This is a genomic window from Pseudomonas sp. MDT1-85 (genome assembly GCF_054898065.1).
Window position 1 is genome coordinate 2,444,228 of sequence record NZ_CM142715.1, and the last position, 17,788, is coordinate 2,462,015.

Genomic DNA, 17,788 nt, shown 5'->3' on the forward strand with positions numbered 1-17,788 from the left:
CTTCAAGCAGTTGTCGGAATGAGGCGCTCGAACAGCGCCTCTACAGTGTTAAAGCGCTCTTGCGGGCTTTCCATCGGCACCTGGAATTTGAACATCGTGGCGCCTTCGAATTTGTAGCGTTTGGGCTGGCTCTGGATCAGTTTGATCAGTGTCAGGGGGTCGACCGGTGTCTGCGCCGCGAACTCGATACGACCGCCTTGCGGGCCGCCGTCGACTTTCTTGATGCCCAGTTGTTCGGCCTGCAATTTCAGCGCCGTGATCCGCACCAGGTTCTTGGTCGGCTCCGGCAGCAGACCGAAACGGTCGATCATCTCCACTTGCAGGTCCTTGAGGCCTTCCTCATCGGTGGCCGAGGCAATGCGTTTGTAGAGAATCAGTCGAGCGTGCACATCCGGCAGATAGTCCTCGGGAATCAATGCCGGCACACGCAGATTGACTTCCGGACCACCGCCCAGCGGCTGGTCCAGGTTCGGCTGTTCGCCCTTGCGGATCGACTTCACCGCGCGTTCGAGCATTTCCATGTACAGCGTGAAACCGACGGCCTGGATCTGCCCGCTCTGACCGTCGCCCAGCAGTTCGCCGGCGCCACGGATTTCCAGGTCGTTGGTGGCGAGCACGAAGCCCGCGCCGAGGTCCTGGGTATTGGCGATCGCTTCCAGGCGTTTTTCCGCGTCGGCAGTGATTTGCTGGCGCGGCGGTGTCAGCAGGTAAGCATACGCCTGGTGGTGGCTGCGACCGACGCGGCCACGCAACTGGTGCAACTGTGCCAGGCCAAACTTGTCGGCGCGCTCGATGATGATGGTGTTGGCGCTCGGCACGTCGATGCCGGTCTCGATGATGGTCGAGGCGATCAGCACGTTGAAACGCTTGTGGTAGAAGTCGCTCATCACTTGTTCGAGATCGCGTTCACGCATCTGCCCGTGGCCGATGCCAATCCGCGCTTCCGGCACCAGTTCAGCGAGGTCGGCGGCGCATTTCTCGATGGTCTTCACGTCGTTGTGCAGGTAGTAGACCTGACCGCCACGCAGCAACTCACGGAGCAGGGCTTCTTTGACCGTGCTCTTGTTCTGCTCCATGACAAACGTGCGCACCGACAGGCGACGGGCCGGTGGCGTGGCGATGATCGACAGGTCACGCATGCCCGACACCGCCATGTTCAGCGTGCGCGGAATCGGCGTGGCGGTCAGCGTCAGGATGTCGACTTCACTGCGCAGTGCTTTGAGCTGTTCTTTCTGACGGACACCGAAACGGTGCTCTTCGTCGATGATCACCAGCCCGAGGTTTTTGATCTTGACGTCGTCTTGCAGCAGCTTGTGCGTGCCGATGACGATGTCGATCTTGCCTTCGGCCAGGTCCGCGACCGCAGCGTTCACTTCTTTGGTCGACTTGAAGCGGCTCATCACTTCCACGCTCACCGGCCAGTCGGCGAAGCGGTCGCGGAAGCTGTTGTAATGTTGCTGGGCGAGCAGGGTGGTCGGCACCAGAATCGCCACCTGACGACCGCCATGCACCGCAATGAACGCCGCGCGCATCGCCACTTCGGTCTTGCCGAAACCGACGTCGCCGCAGACCAGGCGATCCATCGGTTTTGGCGCGAGCATGTCGGCGCGCACCGCGTCGATGGTGGTCTGCTGGTCCGGGGTTTCTTCGAACGGGAAACCGGCGCTGAAGGTCGCGTAATCGGCTTTGGGGTCGGCGAAGGCATAACCCTCGCGAGCGGCGCGGCGGGCATAGATGTCGAGCAACTCGGCGGCCACGTCGCGCACCTGTTCGGCGGCTTTGCGCTTGGCTTTCTGCCAGGTCTCGGAGCCGAGGCGGTGCAGCGGCGCCAGGGCATCGTCGCTGCCGGTGTAACGGGCGATCAAATGCAGGTTGGCTACCGGGACGTACAGCTTGGCGTTCTCGGCATATTCAAGGGTCAGGAATTCGGCGGCTTGATTGTCGATTTCCAGAATCGTCAGCCCCAGATAGCGGCCGACACCATGATCGATGTGCACCACCGGCGCGCCTTCGCGCAGCTCGGTGAGGTTTTTGATCACTGCATCGTTGTTGGCATCGGCGCGTTTCTCGCGACGACGGCGCTGCATCACGCGCTGCCCGAACAACGGGCTTTCGGCGACCAGGGCCAAGGCTGGATTGTCCAGCAACAGGCCTTCGTCGAGCGGTGCGATGGTGATCGCCAAGCGCTCCTTGCTCGCAACAAAGTCTGGCCAGCTGTCGACGGTTTTCGGTCGCAGCTTCAGGCGTTCCAGCAACTCCAACAGCACTTCACGACGGCCCGCGGACTCGGCGGTAAACAGCACGCGGCCGGGGAACTCGTCGAGGAAACCGGCCAGCGCCGCCAACGGCTGAGTGGCCTTGGCTTCGATGGCCAGGTTCGGTAGCGGCTGAGCCGGGAAGCGCTCGCGACCGACACCGGTTTCCACGTCCTGTTGACTGGCAACCACACGGGGCCAGCTCTTCAGGCGGGCAAAGCAATCTTCCACGGGCAAGAACAGCTCGGCCGGTGGTAATAAAGGACGGGATGGGTCGACGCGGCGCTCTTCGTAACGATTGCGCACGTCGTTCCAGAAATTCTCCGCAGCCTGTTCGATGCCCGGCAAAGAGAACACTTGCGTTTCCTGGGGCAGGTAATCGAACAGGGTAGAGGTTTCATCGAAGAACAGCGGCAAGTAGTACTCGATACCGGCCGGTGTAATCCCGCTGCTCAAATCCTGAAAGATCGGGCAGCGACGGAAGTCGACATCGAAGCGCTCGCGAAAGCGCGCCTTGAAGCGGGTGACCGCGTCCTTTTGCAGCGGGAATTCCCGCGCCGGCAGCAGGCGAACAGTGTCCACCTTGTCGATGGAGCGCTGGTTTTCCGGATCGAAGGTGCGCAGGGTTTCGATTTCGTCGTCGAACAGATCGATGCGGAAGGGCAGTTTGCTGCCCATCGGGAACAGATCGATCAGCGAGCCGCGCACGGTGAATTCGCCGTGCTCGTACACTGTATCTACGTAGCGATAGCCAGTGGCTTCAAGCCGACTGCGCATTTGCTCGACATCGAGCTTCTGGCCGACGTCCAGCACCAGGCTGCTGCCGAGCAGGAATTTGGTCGGCGCCAGGCGGTGCAGGGCTGTGGTGATCGGCACGACCAGCACGCCATGCTCCAGCTCCGGCAACCGATACAGGCTGGAGATGCGCTGAGAGATGATGTCCTGGTGTGGCGAGAACAGGTCGTAGGGCAGGGTTTCCCAGTCGGGGAAATGCAGGACAGGCAAATCCGGGGCGAAGAAACTCAGCTCCTGTTCCAGCCGTTCGGCACTCTGGCTGTCGGCGGTCAGTAGCAGGGTAAAGCGCTTGGCAGCGCTGGCGGCCTCGGCGATGGCCAGGCTCAGGGCGGCACCGGGCAGGTTGCCCCAGTGCTGTTTACCTGCCGCGGCAGGGAGAAGCGGTAGACGCAGAACGTGCACGGAAGGTTGAGCTCCAAGCGTTGCGACAAAGTCGACAATTGTAACGGCCTCAGGTGCCGGCTGTCAGTTGCAGATATGTCTATTACGCGGGTTGGGCAAAATGTAGTGGTAATGACAAAATCGAGCGGTTTTTTAGTGAAAATTACTGATTATGTAGTGGCAAAACGAACGCGTGTTACGGATGGTTACGGACAAGGCGTCGATATCTCCAAAAAATTGACGATGCTGGAGGCCCCGGTTTTACTGGGCTGGAGCGGGGCGTAATTTTTTTGAACGGGATTCTGTTACCGCCCGTGCGACAGGCGCGCATTGCTACGGGAGGCACTCGGCGGCATAATGTAGCCCCTTTTTTCTGCCCCTACATGTGGAAGGTTCCCGTGACTCAGAAGCCCGACCAGTGTCTTGGTGAATGGATCGACCGTGAAGCACTCGCAGAAGCGATGATTCCGCTTATCGGTCAGCTCTACCGCAATAACAACGTGGTGAGCTCGATCTATGGCCGCAGCCTGATCAATCGTTCAGTCATCGCGATTCTCAAAGCTCACCGCTTTGCTCGCCATCGCCAATCCGATGCCAGCGAATTGTCCGTCCACGAAACATTCCCGCTGCTCAAAGCAATGAGCGAGCTCAAGCTCGGCGCAGCTTCGGTAGACTTGGGCAAGCTGGCCGTCAAGTTCAAGGCCGAAGGCAATGGCCGCAGCGCCGAAGAGTTCGTCCGTGACGAACTGGCCGATGTGGTCGGCAAGCAAAATGGTTCCGGTCGCACAGGCACCGACGTTGTTCTGTACGGCTTCGGTCGTATCGGCCGTCTGCTGGCGCGCATCCTGATCGAAAAAACCGGTGGTGGCGACGGCCTGCGTCTGCGCGCCATCGTGGTCCGCAAGGGCGCCGAGAACGATCTGGTCAAACGTGCCAGCCTGTTGCGTCGTGACTCGGTACATGGTCCATTCGATGGCACCATCACCATCGATGAAGCCAACAACACCATCACCGCCAACGGCAACCTGATCCAGGTTATCTACGCGAAGAACCCGGCCGAAGTGGACTACACCCAGTACGGCATCAAAGATGCGCTGCTGGTGGACAACACCGGTGTATGGCGTGACGCCGATGGCCTGGGCCAGCACCTGGCATGCCCGGGTATCGACCGCGTTGTTCTGACCGCGCCTGGCAAAGGCAAGCTGAAGAACATCGTTCACGGCATCAACCACGGTGAAATCACTGCTGACGACAAGATCGTGTCCGCCGCTTCCTGCACCACCAACGCCATCGTGCCGGTGCTGAAAGCTGTGAATGACAAGTTCGGCATCATCAACGGTCACGTCGAAACGGTTCACTCGTACACCAACGACCAGAACCTGATCGACAACTTCCACAAGGGTGATCGTCGTGGCCGTAGCGCCGCGCTGAACATGGTCATCACCGAGACCGGTGCTGCCACCGCTGCTGCCAAGGCCCTGCCTGAGCTGGCCGGCAAGCTGACCGGTAACGCAATCCGTGTTCCGACGCCGAACGTGTCGATGGCCATTCTCAACCTGAACCTTGAGAAAGCCGCCACCCGTGAAGAGATGAACGAGTACCTGCGCTACATGGCGCTGCACTCCGATCTGCACAAGCAAATCGACTACGTCAATTCGCAGGAAGTGGTTTCCACCGACTTCGTAGGCTCGCGCCACGCAGGCGTGGTGGACGCTGAAGCGACCATCGTTCAGGACAACCGCGTTGTTCTGTACGTCTGGTACGACAACGAGTTCGGTTACAGCTGCCAGGTAGTTCGCGTGATGGAAGACATGGCTGGTGTAAACCCGCCAGCATTCCCGCGCTAAGCCTTAGCCGCAAATAAAAACGCCCCGACTTTGTTTGGGGCGTTTTTGTTTGTGCAGTTTGTCAGCTATAGATGTCGCGTCAGGGCCGGCCTCATCGCGAGCAGGCTCGCTCCCACAGTGGATCTGTATCGGTCCAATGTGGGAGCGAGCCTGCTCGCGATTGCGGTCTGTCAGTCAACATCAATGTTGGGGGAGGCAGGATTTGTTAAGCAGGCGGTTGGGTGTTGTCGTGATGTTGGTGAGTATGTTGTCCGGCTGCGGCAATGGCGACTCCATGGAAAGTTTCGGCGGTCCGACCATGGGCAGCACCTATTCGATAAAGTACGTGCGTCATGCTGGTCTTCCCGCGCCGGCAGAAGTCCGCGTCCAGGTCGAAAAAATTCTCGCTGAAGTCGATCAGCAGATGTCGACCTATCGCAGCGACTCCGACATCGAACGCTTCAATGCTCTTCCCGCCAACCACTGTCAGACAATGCCCGCGCCGATCCTCGAATTGGTCCGCGTCGGCGAGCGATTGTCTTCGCTGAGTGAAGGCTCCTTCGACCTGACGGTGGAGCCGCTGCTCAACCTCTGGGGATTCGGTCCGCAGGCGCGAGAGGAAAAAGTCCCAAGCACCGAAGCGCTCGCCGAGGTGCAGCAACGCGTCGGCTACAGCCACTTGCGCATCGACGGTGATCAGTTGTGCAAGGACGCCGCGGTCGAGGTCGACTTCAACAGCATCGCGGCCGGTTACGCGGTCGACACGATTGCCGCAAAACTCGAAGCGCTAGGCATCTATAACTACCTCGCTGAAGCCACCGGCGAACTCAAGGCCGCCGGCAAAAAGCTCGACGGTTCACCCTGGCACATCGCGTTAGAAGAGCCTCGGGACGACCAGCAAGTCGCGCAAAAAATCATCGCCGTCGACGGCTACGCTGTGTCCACCTCCGGCGACTACCGCAATTATTTTCAGCAAAACGGCCGGCGCTATTCCCACACCTTCGATGCCCGTACCGGAGCGCCAGTCCTACACGCCCTGGCGTCAGTCACAGTGATTCATCCTTCAGCGTTAATGGCCGATGGCCTATCGACGTTGTTGCTGATTCTCGGTCCTGAACGGGGTTGGGACTATGCCCAAACCCATGACATTGCTGCATTCTTTGTGATTCGTGCCGATACAGGTTTCGTCACACGTACCAATCAGGCTTTTGAACGCCTGGCAGGTGAAAAAACCAAGTGATTGCGGCATCAAAAGCATTTTTGATGGCGTTGTAGTGCAGGCAAAACTAGCCTACGACGCGACCAAGGGTTAATGTGCCCGGCGTTGACGCTTCTATAGACTGTGTCCGGGTTCTGCACTGGCCCCAAATTGTTCCTTCACGCCGCAGATCGGCGTGATTTAGCCGCAGGTGCCGAGGGCGCCGCGGCCTGTTCTGAGGAGTATGCATGGCTGTCTACAACTACGACGTGGTGGTGTTGGGTTCTGGCCCGGCGGGAGAAGGCGCGGCAATGAATGCCGCCAAAGCAGGACGCAAGGTGGCGATGGTCGATAGTCGTCGCCAGGTCGGCGGCAACTGCACCCACCTGGGCACCATCCCGTCCAAGGCCTTGCGTCACTCGGTCCGGCAGATCATGCAGTTCAACACCAACCCGATGTTCCGGGCGATTGGTGAGCCGCGCTGGTTCTCGTTCCCGGACGTTTTGAAAAGCGCCGAAAAAGTCATCTCCAAACAAGTCGCTTCGCGCACCGGCTACTACGCCCGTAATCGCGTCGACGTGTTCTTCGGCACCGGCAGCTTCGCTGACGAGCAAACCATCGAAGTGGTCTGCGCCAACGGTGTGGTCGAAAAACTGGTGGCCAAGCACATCATCATCGCCACCGGTTCGCGCCCGTATCGCCCGGCGGACATCGATTTCCATCACCCGCGTATCTACGATAGCGACACCATCCTCAGCCTCGGCCACACCCCGCGCAAACTCATCGTTTACGGCGCAGGCGTGATCGGTTGTGAATACGCCTCGATCTTCAGTGGTCTGGGTGTGCTGGTCGAGTTGGTGGACAACCGCGGTCAGTTGCTGAGCTTCCTCGACTCGGAAATTTCCCAGGCCCTGAGCTACCACTTCAGCAACAACAACATCACGGTTCGCCACAACGAAGACTACGACCGCGTCGAAGGCGTGGACAACGGGGTGATCCTGCACCTGAAGTCCGGCAAGAAGATCAAGGCCGACGCCTTGCTCTGGTGCAACGGCCGTACCGGCAACACCGATCAGCTGGGTCTGGAAAACATCGGCGTGAAGGTCAATAGCCGTGGCCAGATCGAAGTCGACGAAGCCTACCGCACCTGCGTACCGAACATTTACGGTGCCGGTGACGTGATCGGCTGGCCGAGCCTGGCCAGCGCCGCGCACGATCAGGGCCGTTCGGCCGCTGGCAGTATCGTCGATAACAATAGCTGGCGCTTCGTCAACGACGTGCCAACCGGCATTTACACCATTCCGGAGATCAGCTCGATCGGCAAGAACGAGCAAGAGCTGACTCAGGCCAAGGTGCCGTACGAAGTTGGCAAGGCGTTCTTCAAGAGCATGGCGCGTGCGCAGATTGCCGGCGAGCCTCAGGGCATGCTGAAAATCCTGTTCCACCGCGAAACGCTGGAAGTGCTGGGCGTTCACTGCTTCGGTTATCAGGCGTCGGAGATCGTGCATATCGGTCAGGCGATCATGAGCCAGCCGGGCGAGCTGAACACCCTGAAGTACTTCGTCAACACGACGTTCAACTACCCGACCATGGCTGAAGCCTATCGGGTAGCGGCGTACGATGGCCTCAACCGGCTTTTTTGAGCGGCTCCGGCCGGTGGCCTGAGCCGGCCGGGGAGACCGATTTCAGCAATTCTCGAGCGTGGCAGTGGCCAAACCGGGAAAGTCTGTAATCAGGCTGTCAACGCCGAAGTCGGCGAGTCTGCGCATCAGCGCGGGCTCGTTGACTGTCCACACCGACACATGCAGCCCCTGACGCTGCGCCTTCTGCAGGCGTTCCGGCGTGCACAGGGTCCAGTTCAGCGCCAGAATCTCACAGCCATAGTTTTGCGCGACCTTCAGCGGGTCGAGCCAGGCGTACTCGGCCACCAATCCGCGAGACACGTCCGGCACCAGGTCCAGCGCGGCTTTCAATACTTCGCGTGAACTCGACGTAATCGTAATCTTGTCCCGCATACCGAAACGCTGAGCCATTTCGCGAATCGCCAACACGGTGGTCGCGGCACGGGTGCGTGAAGCGCTTTTGACCTCCAGCTGCCAGTGATCGAAGTCGCATTGCTCGAACAGTGCTTCCAGCGTTGGAATCGTGCAGGGTTTGATCCAGCCCGGGCCGCCCTTGCGTGCGTCGTAGGTCACCAGCTCCGCGGCGGTATGTTCGACTACTCTGCCGCGACGCTCGGTGGTGCGTTTGAGGGTCGGGTCGTGGATCACCATCAACTCGCCATCCTTGGACAGGTGCAAGTCCAGTTCGCAACGGCGTACGCCATGCTTGAGGCATTCCTGAAAGCTGGTCAGGGTGTTTTCCGGTGCTTCGCCCTTGGCGCCGCGATGGCCGTAGATGAGAGTCACGGTTCTTCCTTAAATTTAATGCCTGATTCGTTTTGTTCGCGGGCCAGGCGTCGTTCTTGCGCCTGTCGCTGCAAGATGTAGCGGGCCAGCAATTGCCGCTGGGCATCGGACAGGTATTCGAACTCGGTGCCAATGTCGTAGCCGTCGCCTTTGCGGTCGCAATGGGTAACGCGGGCCCGCAGCAGCAGGCCAAGGGCTTGCGGCATGAGTACCAGCTTGACCGACAGGTGCGCGCCAGTGGCGATGGGCGTCGGATGCTGAAAGTCGATGCCTCCTTCGGAGAGGATCACCGGCTGCGGCTCGCCGATCTGTCCGAGCGCGGTCAGGGCAACCACCTGACTCAGCAGATCGATGCGTTTGTTCTGGGATTTCAGGAACGCGGCGATGGTCCGGTCACGTTCGCTGATCTGTCGCAGCAGGTGTTGCGACTCGAATTCGCTCAGGTGCAGTTCGCTGAGCAGGTTGAATAGAGGGGAAGCATCCTGCAACACTTCCTGGCCTGCGGCTTCGGGAGCAGACAGGGGCCTAATTTCCAGTGCGATCGTGTCCTCGATACGGTAGTATTCGCGGCGATCTTCTTCATCTAATGTCGACATGGCGAACCCATGGTAGCGGCGGTGGTCTGAGTGTAAAGCTGGTTATCGACCCCCGCCACAAGGACGTTCCTTTTCCCTCCGAACAAGCCCCGACATGTTCAGACCTCTCTTCGTATTTATTGGCACGCGTTATACCCGTGCAAAGCGTCGCAATCATTTTGTGTCATTCATTTCCCTGACCTCGATGATCGGACTCGCCCTCGGCGTGGTCGTGATGATCGTCGTGCTGTCGGTCATGAACGGCTTCGATCATGAAATGCGCACCCGCGTGCTGGGCATGGTGCCCCACGCGACCATCGAGTCCGGTGAGCCGATCAGCGACTGGCAAAGCCTGGCCGCCAAGGTCAAGCAGAACCCGCAGGTGACGGCGGTTGCGCCCTTCGTCCAGATGCAGGGCCTGCTGACCAACAACGGCAAGGTCTCCAAAGTGCTGCTCAATGCCATCGACCCGGTGCAGGAACGGCAGGTGTCGATCATTGATAACTTCATGCAGCAGGGCAAACTCGATGACCTGGCGCCGGGCAGTTTCGGCATCGTCATCGGCGACAAGGCCGCGGCCAAGCTTGGCGTGGCGGTCGGCGACAAGCTGACATTTGTCGCGCCGGAAGTCACCGTGACCCCGGCTGGGATGTTCCCGCGCATGAAACGCTTTACCGTGGTCGGCATCTTTCATGTCGGCGCCGGTGAGATCGACGGCTATCTGGGCATCACCAACCTGCAGGATCTGGCGAAGCTGCATCGCTGGAAACCGGATCAGGTCCAGGGCTTGCGCTTGAAGTTCGACGACTTGTTCCAGGCGCCGCGCACCGCGTGGACCATCGCTCAGCAACTCGGCGAAGATCGTTATTACGCCCGCGACTGGACTCGCACCCACGGCAATCTGTATCAAGCGATCCGCATGGAAAAAGCCATGATCGGCCTGCTGTTGCTGCTGATCGTCGCCGTTGCGGCGTTCAACATCATCTCCACGCTGGTGATGGTGGTGAACGACAAGAAGGGCGACATCGCAATCCTGCGCACCCTTGGCTCTACGCCAGGGCAGATCATGGCGATCTTCATGGTCCAGGGCACGGTCATTGGCGTGGTCGGTACGCTGATCGGCGCTGTGGTCGGGATCTTCGCCGCGCTCAACGTCAGCGCCGCGATTTCGGCCCTTGAAGGGCTGATCGGCCATAAATTCCTGAACGCTGACGTGTATTTCATCGATTACCTGCCGTCGCAAGTGCAGAGCCAGGACGTGTTGATGGTCTGCGCCGCCGCGTTGGTTCTGAGTTTCCTCGCCACCCTGTATCCAGCCTGGCGTGCCGCGCGCACCCAGCCTGCGGAGGCGCTACGTTATGAGTGAGTCGGGCATGAGTGATAAAGCAATCTTGAGCTGCCGCAACTTGGGCAAATCCTACGTGGAAGGCCCGGAATCGGTAGAGGTTCTGGCCGGTCTGCAACTGGAGCTGCACCCAGGCGAGCGCGTGGCGATCGTCGGTACCTCGGGTTCGGGCAAAAGTACCTTGCTCAACCTGCTGGGCGGCCTCGATACGCCGACCAAGGGCAGCGTCTGGCTGGCCGGTGAAGAGCTCTCGGCACTGAACGAAAAGGCCCGTGGCCTGCTGCGCAATCGGTCGCTGGGTTTCGTTTACCAGTTCCACCACTTGCTGCCTGAGTTCACCGCGCTGGAAAACGTCTGCATGCCGCTGCTGATCGGCAAAACCGCGATCCCGGAAGCGCGTCAGCGTGCGACGGCGTTGTTGGAGCGGGTAGGGCTGGGTCATCGTCTGGAGCACAAACCGGCGGAATTGTCCGGTGGCGAACGCCAGCGTGTGGCCATCGCGCGTGCCCTGGTGAACAAGCCAGGCCTGGTGATGCTCGACGAGCCGACCGGCAACCTCGACTCTCACACCGCACAGGGCATTCAGGACTTGATGCTGGAGCTCAGCACCTCGATGCGCACGGCGTTCCTGGTGGTGACCCACGACATGAACCTGGCTCGCCAGATGGATCGCGTCCTGCATTTGCAGGAAGGTTACCTGACACCCATCTGATTGACCGAAACCCGGCGTACTGAACAGTGCGGCGGGTCTTTTATTTTTATACGGTGCCCCAGCGAATGTTCAGACCGTTATCGATCTTTATCGGCACGCGCTATACCCGCGCCAAGCGCCGCAATCGCTTTGTTTCCTTCATCTCGATGACCTCGATGATCGGCCTCGCCCTGGGCGTGCTGGCGATGATCGTGGTGTTGTCGGTGATGAACGGCTTCCAGCGCGAAATGAGCTCGCGCATCCTCGGCATGGTGCCCCACGCGACCATCGTCGGCGTGAACCCTATCGACGATTGGCTGCCGGTGGCCGCCGCGGCGATGAAGAATCCTGCAGTAACGGCGGCGGTGCCGTTTACCGAGATGGAGGGCATGCTGTCCTACAAGGGCACGATGCAGCCGATCCAGGTCAGTGGTGTCGACCCGGCACTGGAAGGCAAGGTGTCGATCGTTGCCAAGCACATTGTTCAGGGGCGTCTCGACGCCTTGAAGCCGGGCGAGTTTGGGGTGGTGATCGGTGAGATCACCGCACGGCGCTTTCGCTTGAACGTCGGCGACAGGATCACCCTGATCGTGCCGGAAATCAGCACCGCACCGGGCGGGATTACCCCACGCATGCAGCGGCTGAACGTGGTGGGCGTGTTCAAGGTGGGTGCCGAGCTGGACGGCTCGATGGCGCTGATCCACCTCGCCGATGCCGCGCAGATGCAGCACTGGCAGCCGAACCAAGTGCAGAGCGTGCGCCTGGCGGTGAAGGACCTGTACGCCGCGCCGCAAGTATCGAGCGACATCGCGACGGGCCTGGGCGCTGCCTACAAGGCTGACGACTGGACCCACACCCAAGGCAGTCTGTTCAGCGCGATGAAGATGGAAAAAACCATGATCGGCCTGCTGTTGCTGATGATCGTTGCGGTGGCTGCGTTCAACATCATCGCGACCCTGATCATGGTGGTGAACGATAAGGGCGCGGACATCGCAATCCTGCGCACCATCGGCGCGACGCCTCGGCAGATCATGGCGATCTTCATGGTGCAGGGCACGGTGATCGGGGTTGTTGGTACTTTGATTGGCGGCGTGCTGGGCGTGATCGCCGCGTTGAACGTCAGTGAGCTGGTGGGGTGGATGGAGCGGGTCAGCGGGCAGCATATCTTCAGTTCCGATGTGTACTTTGTCAGTAACTTGCCATCGGAGCTGCAGGGCGCGGATGTGTTGTTGATCTGTTCCGCCGGTTTCATCATGAGTTTTTTGGCGACGGTGTATCCGGCGTGGCGGGCGGCGAAAGTCGAGCCGGCTACTGCGTTGCGGTATTCGTAAGTCATTACATCGCCTTCGCGGGCAAGCCTCGCTCCTACAGGATCTATGTCGATTGCATCATTTGCGTTCGACACAAAACCCGTAGGAGCGAGGCTTGCCCGCGAAGAGGCCGGTCCTGCTGGCCTCAATCCCCCTTCGGCAACTCGATCACAAACCGCGTCCATCCCTTATCCGATTTGCAACGAATCTGCCCGCCATGGGCGCGGATGATCGACCGGGTGATCGCCAATCCCAGCCCCGCATGCTCACTGCTACCTTCACGACGTGCCGGGTCTGCCCGGTAGAAGCGGTCAAACAAGCGCGGCAACAAATCTTCAGAAATCCCTTCACCACTGTTTTCAACCGTCAGGCTCAAGCCATTTGGCTGCTCGATAATCCGCACCCGAACCTCGCCACCGACCGGGGTAAACCGCAGTGCATTGTCCAGCAAATTGGACAGTGCCCGACGCAACATGCTGCGGTCGCCCTGCATGCGCGCGCTGCCGTCACGACTCAACTTCACCTGAGCGTCCTCGGCCAGCGGCGCAAAGAACTCCAGCAGCACATCGGTTTCTTCTGCCAGTTCCAGCGCTTCGCGCTTGGGCATCAGCAAGCCATGGTCAGCTTTGGCCAGGTACAACATGTCGTTGACCAGTTGCGCCATCCATTGCAGTTCTTCGAGATTGCTGTGCAGCGCTTCGCGGTAATCCTCGATGGGGCGCGGGCGGGTGAGGGTGACCTGGGTGTGGGTCAGCAGGTTCGACAGCGGTGTGCGCAGTTCATGGGCGATGTCGGCGGAAAACGCCGAGAGACGCTGAAAAGAGTTGTCGAGGCGTCCGAGCATGGCGTTGAAGCTGTAAGCCAATTCCTCGAGCTCTGGCGGCATGTCTGCTTCCGGCAGGCGAGCATTGAGCGATTGCGCCGATACGCCGCTGGCGACCGCACTCATGCGCCGCAACGGGCGCAAACCACTGCGCGCTGCCCAGGCACCGAGTAGGGCGGTAGCCAGCGCCGACAAACCGACCGTCAGCCAAATCAGATGCTGCATGCGCTGCAGAAAATGTTGGTGATGGGTGATATCCAGCAGCAGGGTCAGTTGCGGTGAATCGGGTTTGTCTGGGAACAGGGGGGCATTCAGGACGCGGTAGTCGGTGCCGTCGTCGCTCATCGTCGACAGGCCTGGTTGGCGCGGCAAGTCTTTGGGTAAACGGGCCGAGCTGTCGTACAAGCGTTGCCCGTCATTGCCGATGATGCGCAGGGACAGATCGGCCTGTCGGCTCAACTCATCGGCCAGTTTGGTCTCGCTTTCGCTGGACTGAATGTCATCCAGCGCCCGCCGTAAACCAATCAGTTTGCCGTCGAGCAATTGCTGGTCCAGTTCAACAAAATGCGCCTCGCTGGCGCGGCTGAACAACACTCCGGCGAACAACGACACCACGGCAGTGCAAGCTGCGAACAGCAACGCCAGGCGATTGCTTAGTGAAAGTCGGCGCATCAGGCAGGGCGCTCTTCAAGGACGTAGCCCATGCCGCGCACGGTGTGGATCAACTTGTTCGGGAAATCGTCGTCGATCTTCAGGCGCAAACGGCGGATCGCCACTTCGATAACATTGGTGTCGCTGTCGAAATTCATGTCCCACACCTGGGAAGCGATCAGCGACTTTGGCAGAACTTCACCCTGACGTCGTAGGAGCAATTCCAGCAGAGCGAATTCCTTGGCAGTCAGGTCTATGCGCTGACCGTTGCGCTCGACCCGGCGGCGGATCAGGTCCAGGCGCAAGTCGGCCAGTTGCAGGCTGGTTTCCTGAGGTGTGGCGCTGCCGCGACGCAGCAGACTGCGAACCCGCGCCAGCAGTTCGGAGAAGGCGAACGGTTTGACCAGGTAGTCGTCGGCCCCCAGCTCCAAACCGTGGACCCTGTCCTCCACCGCGTCTCGGGCTGTAAGAAACAGTACGGGAGTGTCCAGGCCGGCACTGCGCACCGCTTGCAGAATCTGCCAGCCATCGCGACCGGGCAGCATCACATCGAGGATCAACAAGGCGTAATCGCCGCTCAACGCCAGTTGCTGGCCGGTGCTGCCATCGGCCACCAGTTCGGTGGTGAAACCGGCCTCGGTCAGGCCCTGGCGCAGGTAGTGGCCGGTTTTCGGTTGGTCTTCGACAATCAGCAGTTTCATGGGCGACTCGGGGCAGTTTGAACAGGTGCGTTATACCGTGGGCGGTGCCTGTGCAGGCCAACCTGACAAAGTTGTAATCTGCCTGTCAGGTGGCTGGCAGAGCCTTCGGATTAGAGTTTCCCACAAGCTGAACCTCATCTTGTTGGAGTACGACTATGTTTTTGCGAAATCGTCTGGCATTGGCCGCTTGCTTGCTGACACTGAGTGTAGGGCTTGAAGCCTCGCCGGCGCAGACCTACGACTTCGGTCAATCGGTCCCGGCCGCCAAGGCTACCCGCAGCGTTGAAATGGTAATGGGCGATATGTCGTTCGATCCGAAAGCCATTGAGATCAAGGCCGGTGAGACCGTTCGCTTTGTACTGGTGAATAAAGGCCAGTTGTTGCACGAATTCAACCTCGGCGACGCGGCGATGCATGCCAGGCATCAGCGGGAAATGCTCCAGATGCAGCAAAGCGGCATGCTGATGCCTACAGGCATGAAGGCCATGGACCACGGCTCCATGGGCCATTCTTCCGAAGGGCATGGGATGAAACACGATGACCCGAACAGTGTGCTGGTGGAGCCGGGTAAAACCGCCGAGCTGACCTGGACCTTCACCAAGGCCACCAACCTGGAATTTGCCTGCAATATCCCCGGCCACTATCAGGCCGGTATGGTCGGCAAACTGACAGTCAGTCAGTAAGCACTCAAAGGCGGGAGCAAAGGCTGGTAGAATCCGCTGATTCTTCAGTCAGGTTTCCGCCATGCATCCCGCAGCCGAACATTCGCCGCTGGGCAAATCCAGCGAATACATCGCCACCTACACGCCGTCCTTGCTGTTCCCGATCTCGCGCACCGCGAAATGGGCCGAGCTGGGTCTGACGGCGCAAACCCTGCCGTACAAGGGTGTGGACTTCTGGAACTGCTTCGAACTGTCGTGGCTGTTGCCGTCCGGCAAGCCCGTGGTGGCGATTGGCGAATTCAGCATTCCGGCGGATTCGCCGAACATCATCGAATCCAAGTCGTTCAAGCTGTACCTCAACTCGCTGAACCAGACAGCGTTTGCCGACACTGCAAGCCTTGAAGCGACGCTGGCGAAAGACCTTTCGGCTGCTGCCGGCAAACCGGTGGGTGTGCGGATTCGCAGCCTGAAAGAGGTTGAGGCAGAAGGTGTCGTGGCATTGCCGGGTGTGTGCATCGATGACCTCGACATCAGCGTCAGCAACTATGAGCATCCGCGTCCGGAACTGCTGCGATGCGATGAATCGCTCATTATTGAAGAGCGCGTACACAGCCATTTGCTCAAATCCAACTGCCCGGTTACTAGCCAACCGGATTGGGGCAGTGTAGCGGTGGAGTATCGCGGCGCGGCGCTGGATCATGCGAGTCTGCTGGAGTACATCGTGAGTTTCCGTCAGCACTCGGACTTCCATGAGCAGTGCGTGGAGCGAATTTTCCTCGACCTGCAACGGTTGCTGAAGCCAGAGAAACTGACGGTGTATGCGCGGTATGTGCGTCGCGGTGGGTTGGACATCAACCCGTATCGCAGCACCGAAGAAGTGCAACTGCCGAACCATCGCCTGGTCCGTCAGTAAATATCCAATGTGGGAGCGAGCCTGCTCGCGATGAGGACGGCACATCCAACATTAATGTTGGCTGATACTCCGCCATCGCGAGCAGGCTCGCTCCCACAGGTGATTACATTTGCAAATCCCGGATATGAAGAAAGCCCCGCTATCGCTAGCGGGGCTTTTTGCATCTGGCGGGTTCAGATCCCCATGTTGCCCAAGGCTTGCACGATGTTGCGCAAGGTGCCGGCAAGGGTCGGGTGTTCGAGTTCGAAGCGCTCGACGGCCAGGTTCACATTGTCGGCGAGGTTGGTGTCCTGGGTTTTGGTTTCGAGTTCAAGTTCCAGTTCGATCTGTTGCATCAGCGCGTTCAGGTCAGCGCGCTCGGCTTCGGAAAGCGGTGGATTCTGTTCCAATTGCTCGCGCAGTTTGTTGAGCTGTTCTTGCAGTTCGCGGGCAGGCATGGCGTTCTTCCTTTTATCGATAGGCACTGGCATAGACCGCAGCGGCGCGCCAAAGGTCTATGGCTGACCTTTAGATTAATCCACTCTCGGGCTATCTGCATGATCTCAGTCAGGGCTTTTCGCCCTTGAGCCGGCGCAGGCTGATATCGGCCAGGCAGGTGTCGAGTTCGCCCAGATGATCGATCACCGAATGCACGCCCAGGCCGAACAACTGCATTGTCGCCTTGCCGCGCAGATGTTCCCGTTCCTTTTGACTCAAGGCCTGCCATTCGCTCGGGGCCAGCCCGCACAGCGAGCCGCAGGACGCCAGGCCAATGGTCCACAACCCGGCATTCAGGCCCGATTGCAGAAGGCGCGGTTCGCCGCTGACCAGCACGCAACCGTCCAGACGTTCGACATTCAACGCCATCAAGGCTTGCCAACAGGCGTTCGGGGCCGGCCATGGGTTGATTGTTGCCGGGTGTTGCGAAGGTTTGATCCAGTCCGGGAGTGCCGCGGCCAGAGAGTGGCTGAGGGCGGGGGGCAGTTCATCGAGCCAGGCGCAAGGAATCTGTTGGCGCTGCAAGCTGGACAGGCTATCCAGAGCGCCGAGCGTGACTTCGGCGTGCTCGGCAGTCAGTGTGCCGGCTTGACGAGTGCGTGCGCCGAAATCCACCAGGCATCCACTGAGGCCGAACAGTACAGCGGTCAGGCTGGGTGCGATGAGAGGCGAGGTTTCGGCGCGTGGCATGTCAACATCCTTGAAATAGTAACAAGGCTATTCGCGGACGGTGACAGTTGAGTGACACGGATATGAATGGTGCGAAGTCAAACGAAT

15 protein-coding genes are annotated in these 17,788 nt (G+C 59.7%); 8 read left to right on the plus strand and 7 right to left on the minus strand.

Going from position 1 to position 17,788, the window contains the following annotated elements:
• Window positions 1–2 precede the first annotated feature (2 nt).
• Entirely contained in the window at window positions 3–3,452 is a 3,450-nt protein-coding gene (gene mfd, locus ACYZT2_RS11065) for a transcription-repair coupling factor (RefSeq protein ID WP_461972050.1), read from the minus strand.
• Window positions 3,453–3,814: 362 nt separating this feature from the next.
• Between mfd and ACYZT2_RS11070 the strand changes: the two genes are divergently transcribed.
• The 3 genes from ACYZT2_RS11070 (at window position 3,815) to sthA (ending at window position 8,098) form a co-directional block, all read left to right on the plus strand.
• Complete coding sequence (locus ACYZT2_RS11070) at window positions 3,815–5,278, plus strand: glyceraldehyde-3-phosphate dehydrogenase (protein ID WP_461972052.1); 1,464 nt, start codon at window positions 3,815–3,817, stop codon at window positions 5,276–5,278.
• A 232-nt stretch (window positions 5,279–5,510) separates the two neighbouring features.
• A complete protein-coding gene (locus ACYZT2_RS11075; RefSeq protein WP_461972054.1) occupies window positions 5,511–6,497 on the plus strand; it encodes an FAD:protein FMN transferase in 987 nt (328 codons plus the stop codon).
• Between the two features lie 206 nt (window positions 6,498–6,703).
• Entirely contained in the window at window positions 6,704–8,098 is a 1,395-nt protein-coding gene (gene sthA, locus ACYZT2_RS11080) for a Si-specific NAD(P)(+) transhydrogenase (RefSeq protein WP_007907752.1), read from the plus strand.
• A 42-nt stretch (window positions 8,099–8,140) separates the two neighbouring features.
• Here sthA and ACYZT2_RS11085 read toward each other — a convergent pair whose 3' ends face one another.
• Both ACYZT2_RS11085 and ACYZT2_RS11090 read right to left on the minus strand, forming a co-directional pair.
• Window positions 8,141–8,863 (minus strand): glycerophosphodiester phosphodiesterase, encoded by a 723-nt coding sequence (locus ACYZT2_RS11085; RefSeq protein WP_461972056.1) that lies wholly within the window; start codon window positions 8,861–8,863, stop codon window positions 8,141–8,143.
• Entirely contained in the window at window positions 8,860–9,459 is a 600-nt protein-coding gene (locus ACYZT2_RS11090; RefSeq protein ID WP_461972058.1) for a PilZ domain-containing protein, read from the minus strand. The genes ACYZT2_RS11085 and ACYZT2_RS11090 overlap by 4 nt, the downstream gene beginning before the upstream one ends.
• Window positions 9,460–9,553: 94 nt before the next feature.
• Between ACYZT2_RS11090 and ACYZT2_RS11095 the strand changes: the two genes are divergently transcribed.
• The 3 genes from ACYZT2_RS11095 (at window position 9,554) to ACYZT2_RS11105 (ending at window position 12,805) form a co-directional block, all read left to right on the plus strand.
• Complete coding sequence (locus ACYZT2_RS11095; RefSeq protein WP_461972060.1) at window positions 9,554–10,804, plus strand: lipoprotein-releasing ABC transporter permease subunit; 1,251 nt, start codon at window positions 9,554–9,556, stop codon at window positions 10,802–10,804.
• A 7-nt stretch (window positions 10,805–10,811) separates the two neighbouring features.
• Window positions 10,812–11,495 carry a lipoprotein-releasing ABC transporter ATP-binding protein LolD gene (gene lolD / locus ACYZT2_RS11100; RefSeq protein WP_020700644.1) on the plus strand — a complete coding sequence of 228 codons (684 nt, stop codon included), beginning with the start codon at window positions 10,812–10,814 and terminating at the stop codon, window positions 11,493–11,495.
• Between the two features lie 65 nt (window positions 11,496–11,560).
• Window positions 11,561–12,805, plus strand: coding sequence for a lipoprotein-releasing ABC transporter permease subunit (locus ACYZT2_RS11105; protein WP_461972063.1), 1,245 nt, complete (start codon window positions 11,561–11,563; stop codon window positions 12,803–12,805).
• Window positions 12,806–12,929: 124 nt separating this feature from the next.
• Here the strand turns inward: ACYZT2_RS11105 and ACYZT2_RS11110 are convergent, their stop codons facing one another.
• The gene (locus tag ACYZT2_RS11110) at window positions 12,930–14,279 is read right to left on the minus strand and encodes a heavy metal sensor histidine kinase (protein ID WP_461972065.1); all 1,350 of its coding nucleotides are present in this window, start codon (window positions 14,277–14,279) and stop codon (window positions 12,930–12,932) included.
• Entirely contained in the window at window positions 14,279–14,959 is a 681-nt protein-coding gene (locus ACYZT2_RS11115; protein WP_461972067.1) for a heavy metal response regulator transcription factor, read from the minus strand. The genes ACYZT2_RS11110 and ACYZT2_RS11115 overlap by 1 nt, the downstream gene beginning before the upstream one ends.
• 155 nt (window positions 14,960–15,114) lie before the next feature.
• Here ACYZT2_RS11115 and copI point away from each other — a divergent pair, with 155 nt between their 5' ends.
• Complete coding sequence (gene copI / locus ACYZT2_RS11120) at window positions 15,115–15,642, plus strand: copper-resistant cuproprotein CopI (RefSeq protein WP_461972069.1); 528 nt, start codon at window positions 15,115–15,117, stop codon at window positions 15,640–15,642.
• 61 nt (window positions 15,643–15,703) lie between these two features.
• The gene (gene queF / locus ACYZT2_RS11125; RefSeq protein ID WP_461972071.1) at window positions 15,704–16,534 is read left to right on the plus strand and encodes an NADPH-dependent 7-cyano-7-deazaguanine reductase QueF; all 831 of its coding nucleotides are present in this window, start codon (window positions 15,704–15,706) and stop codon (window positions 16,532–16,534) included.
• A 173-nt stretch (window positions 16,535–16,707) separates the two neighbouring features.
• Here the strand turns inward: queF and ACYZT2_RS11130 are convergent, their stop codons facing one another.
• A complete protein-coding gene (locus ACYZT2_RS11130; RefSeq protein WP_461972073.1) occupies window positions 16,708–16,971 on the minus strand; it encodes a DUF4404 family protein in 264 nt (87 codons plus the stop codon).
• A 109-nt stretch (window positions 16,972–17,080) separates the two neighbouring features.
• The gene (locus tag ACYZT2_RS11135) at window positions 17,081–17,701 is read right to left on the minus strand and encodes a hypothetical protein (protein WP_052965479.1); all 621 of its coding nucleotides are present in this window, start codon (window positions 17,699–17,701) and stop codon (window positions 17,081–17,083) included.
• Between the last annotated feature and the right edge of the window lie 87 nt (window positions 17,702–17,788).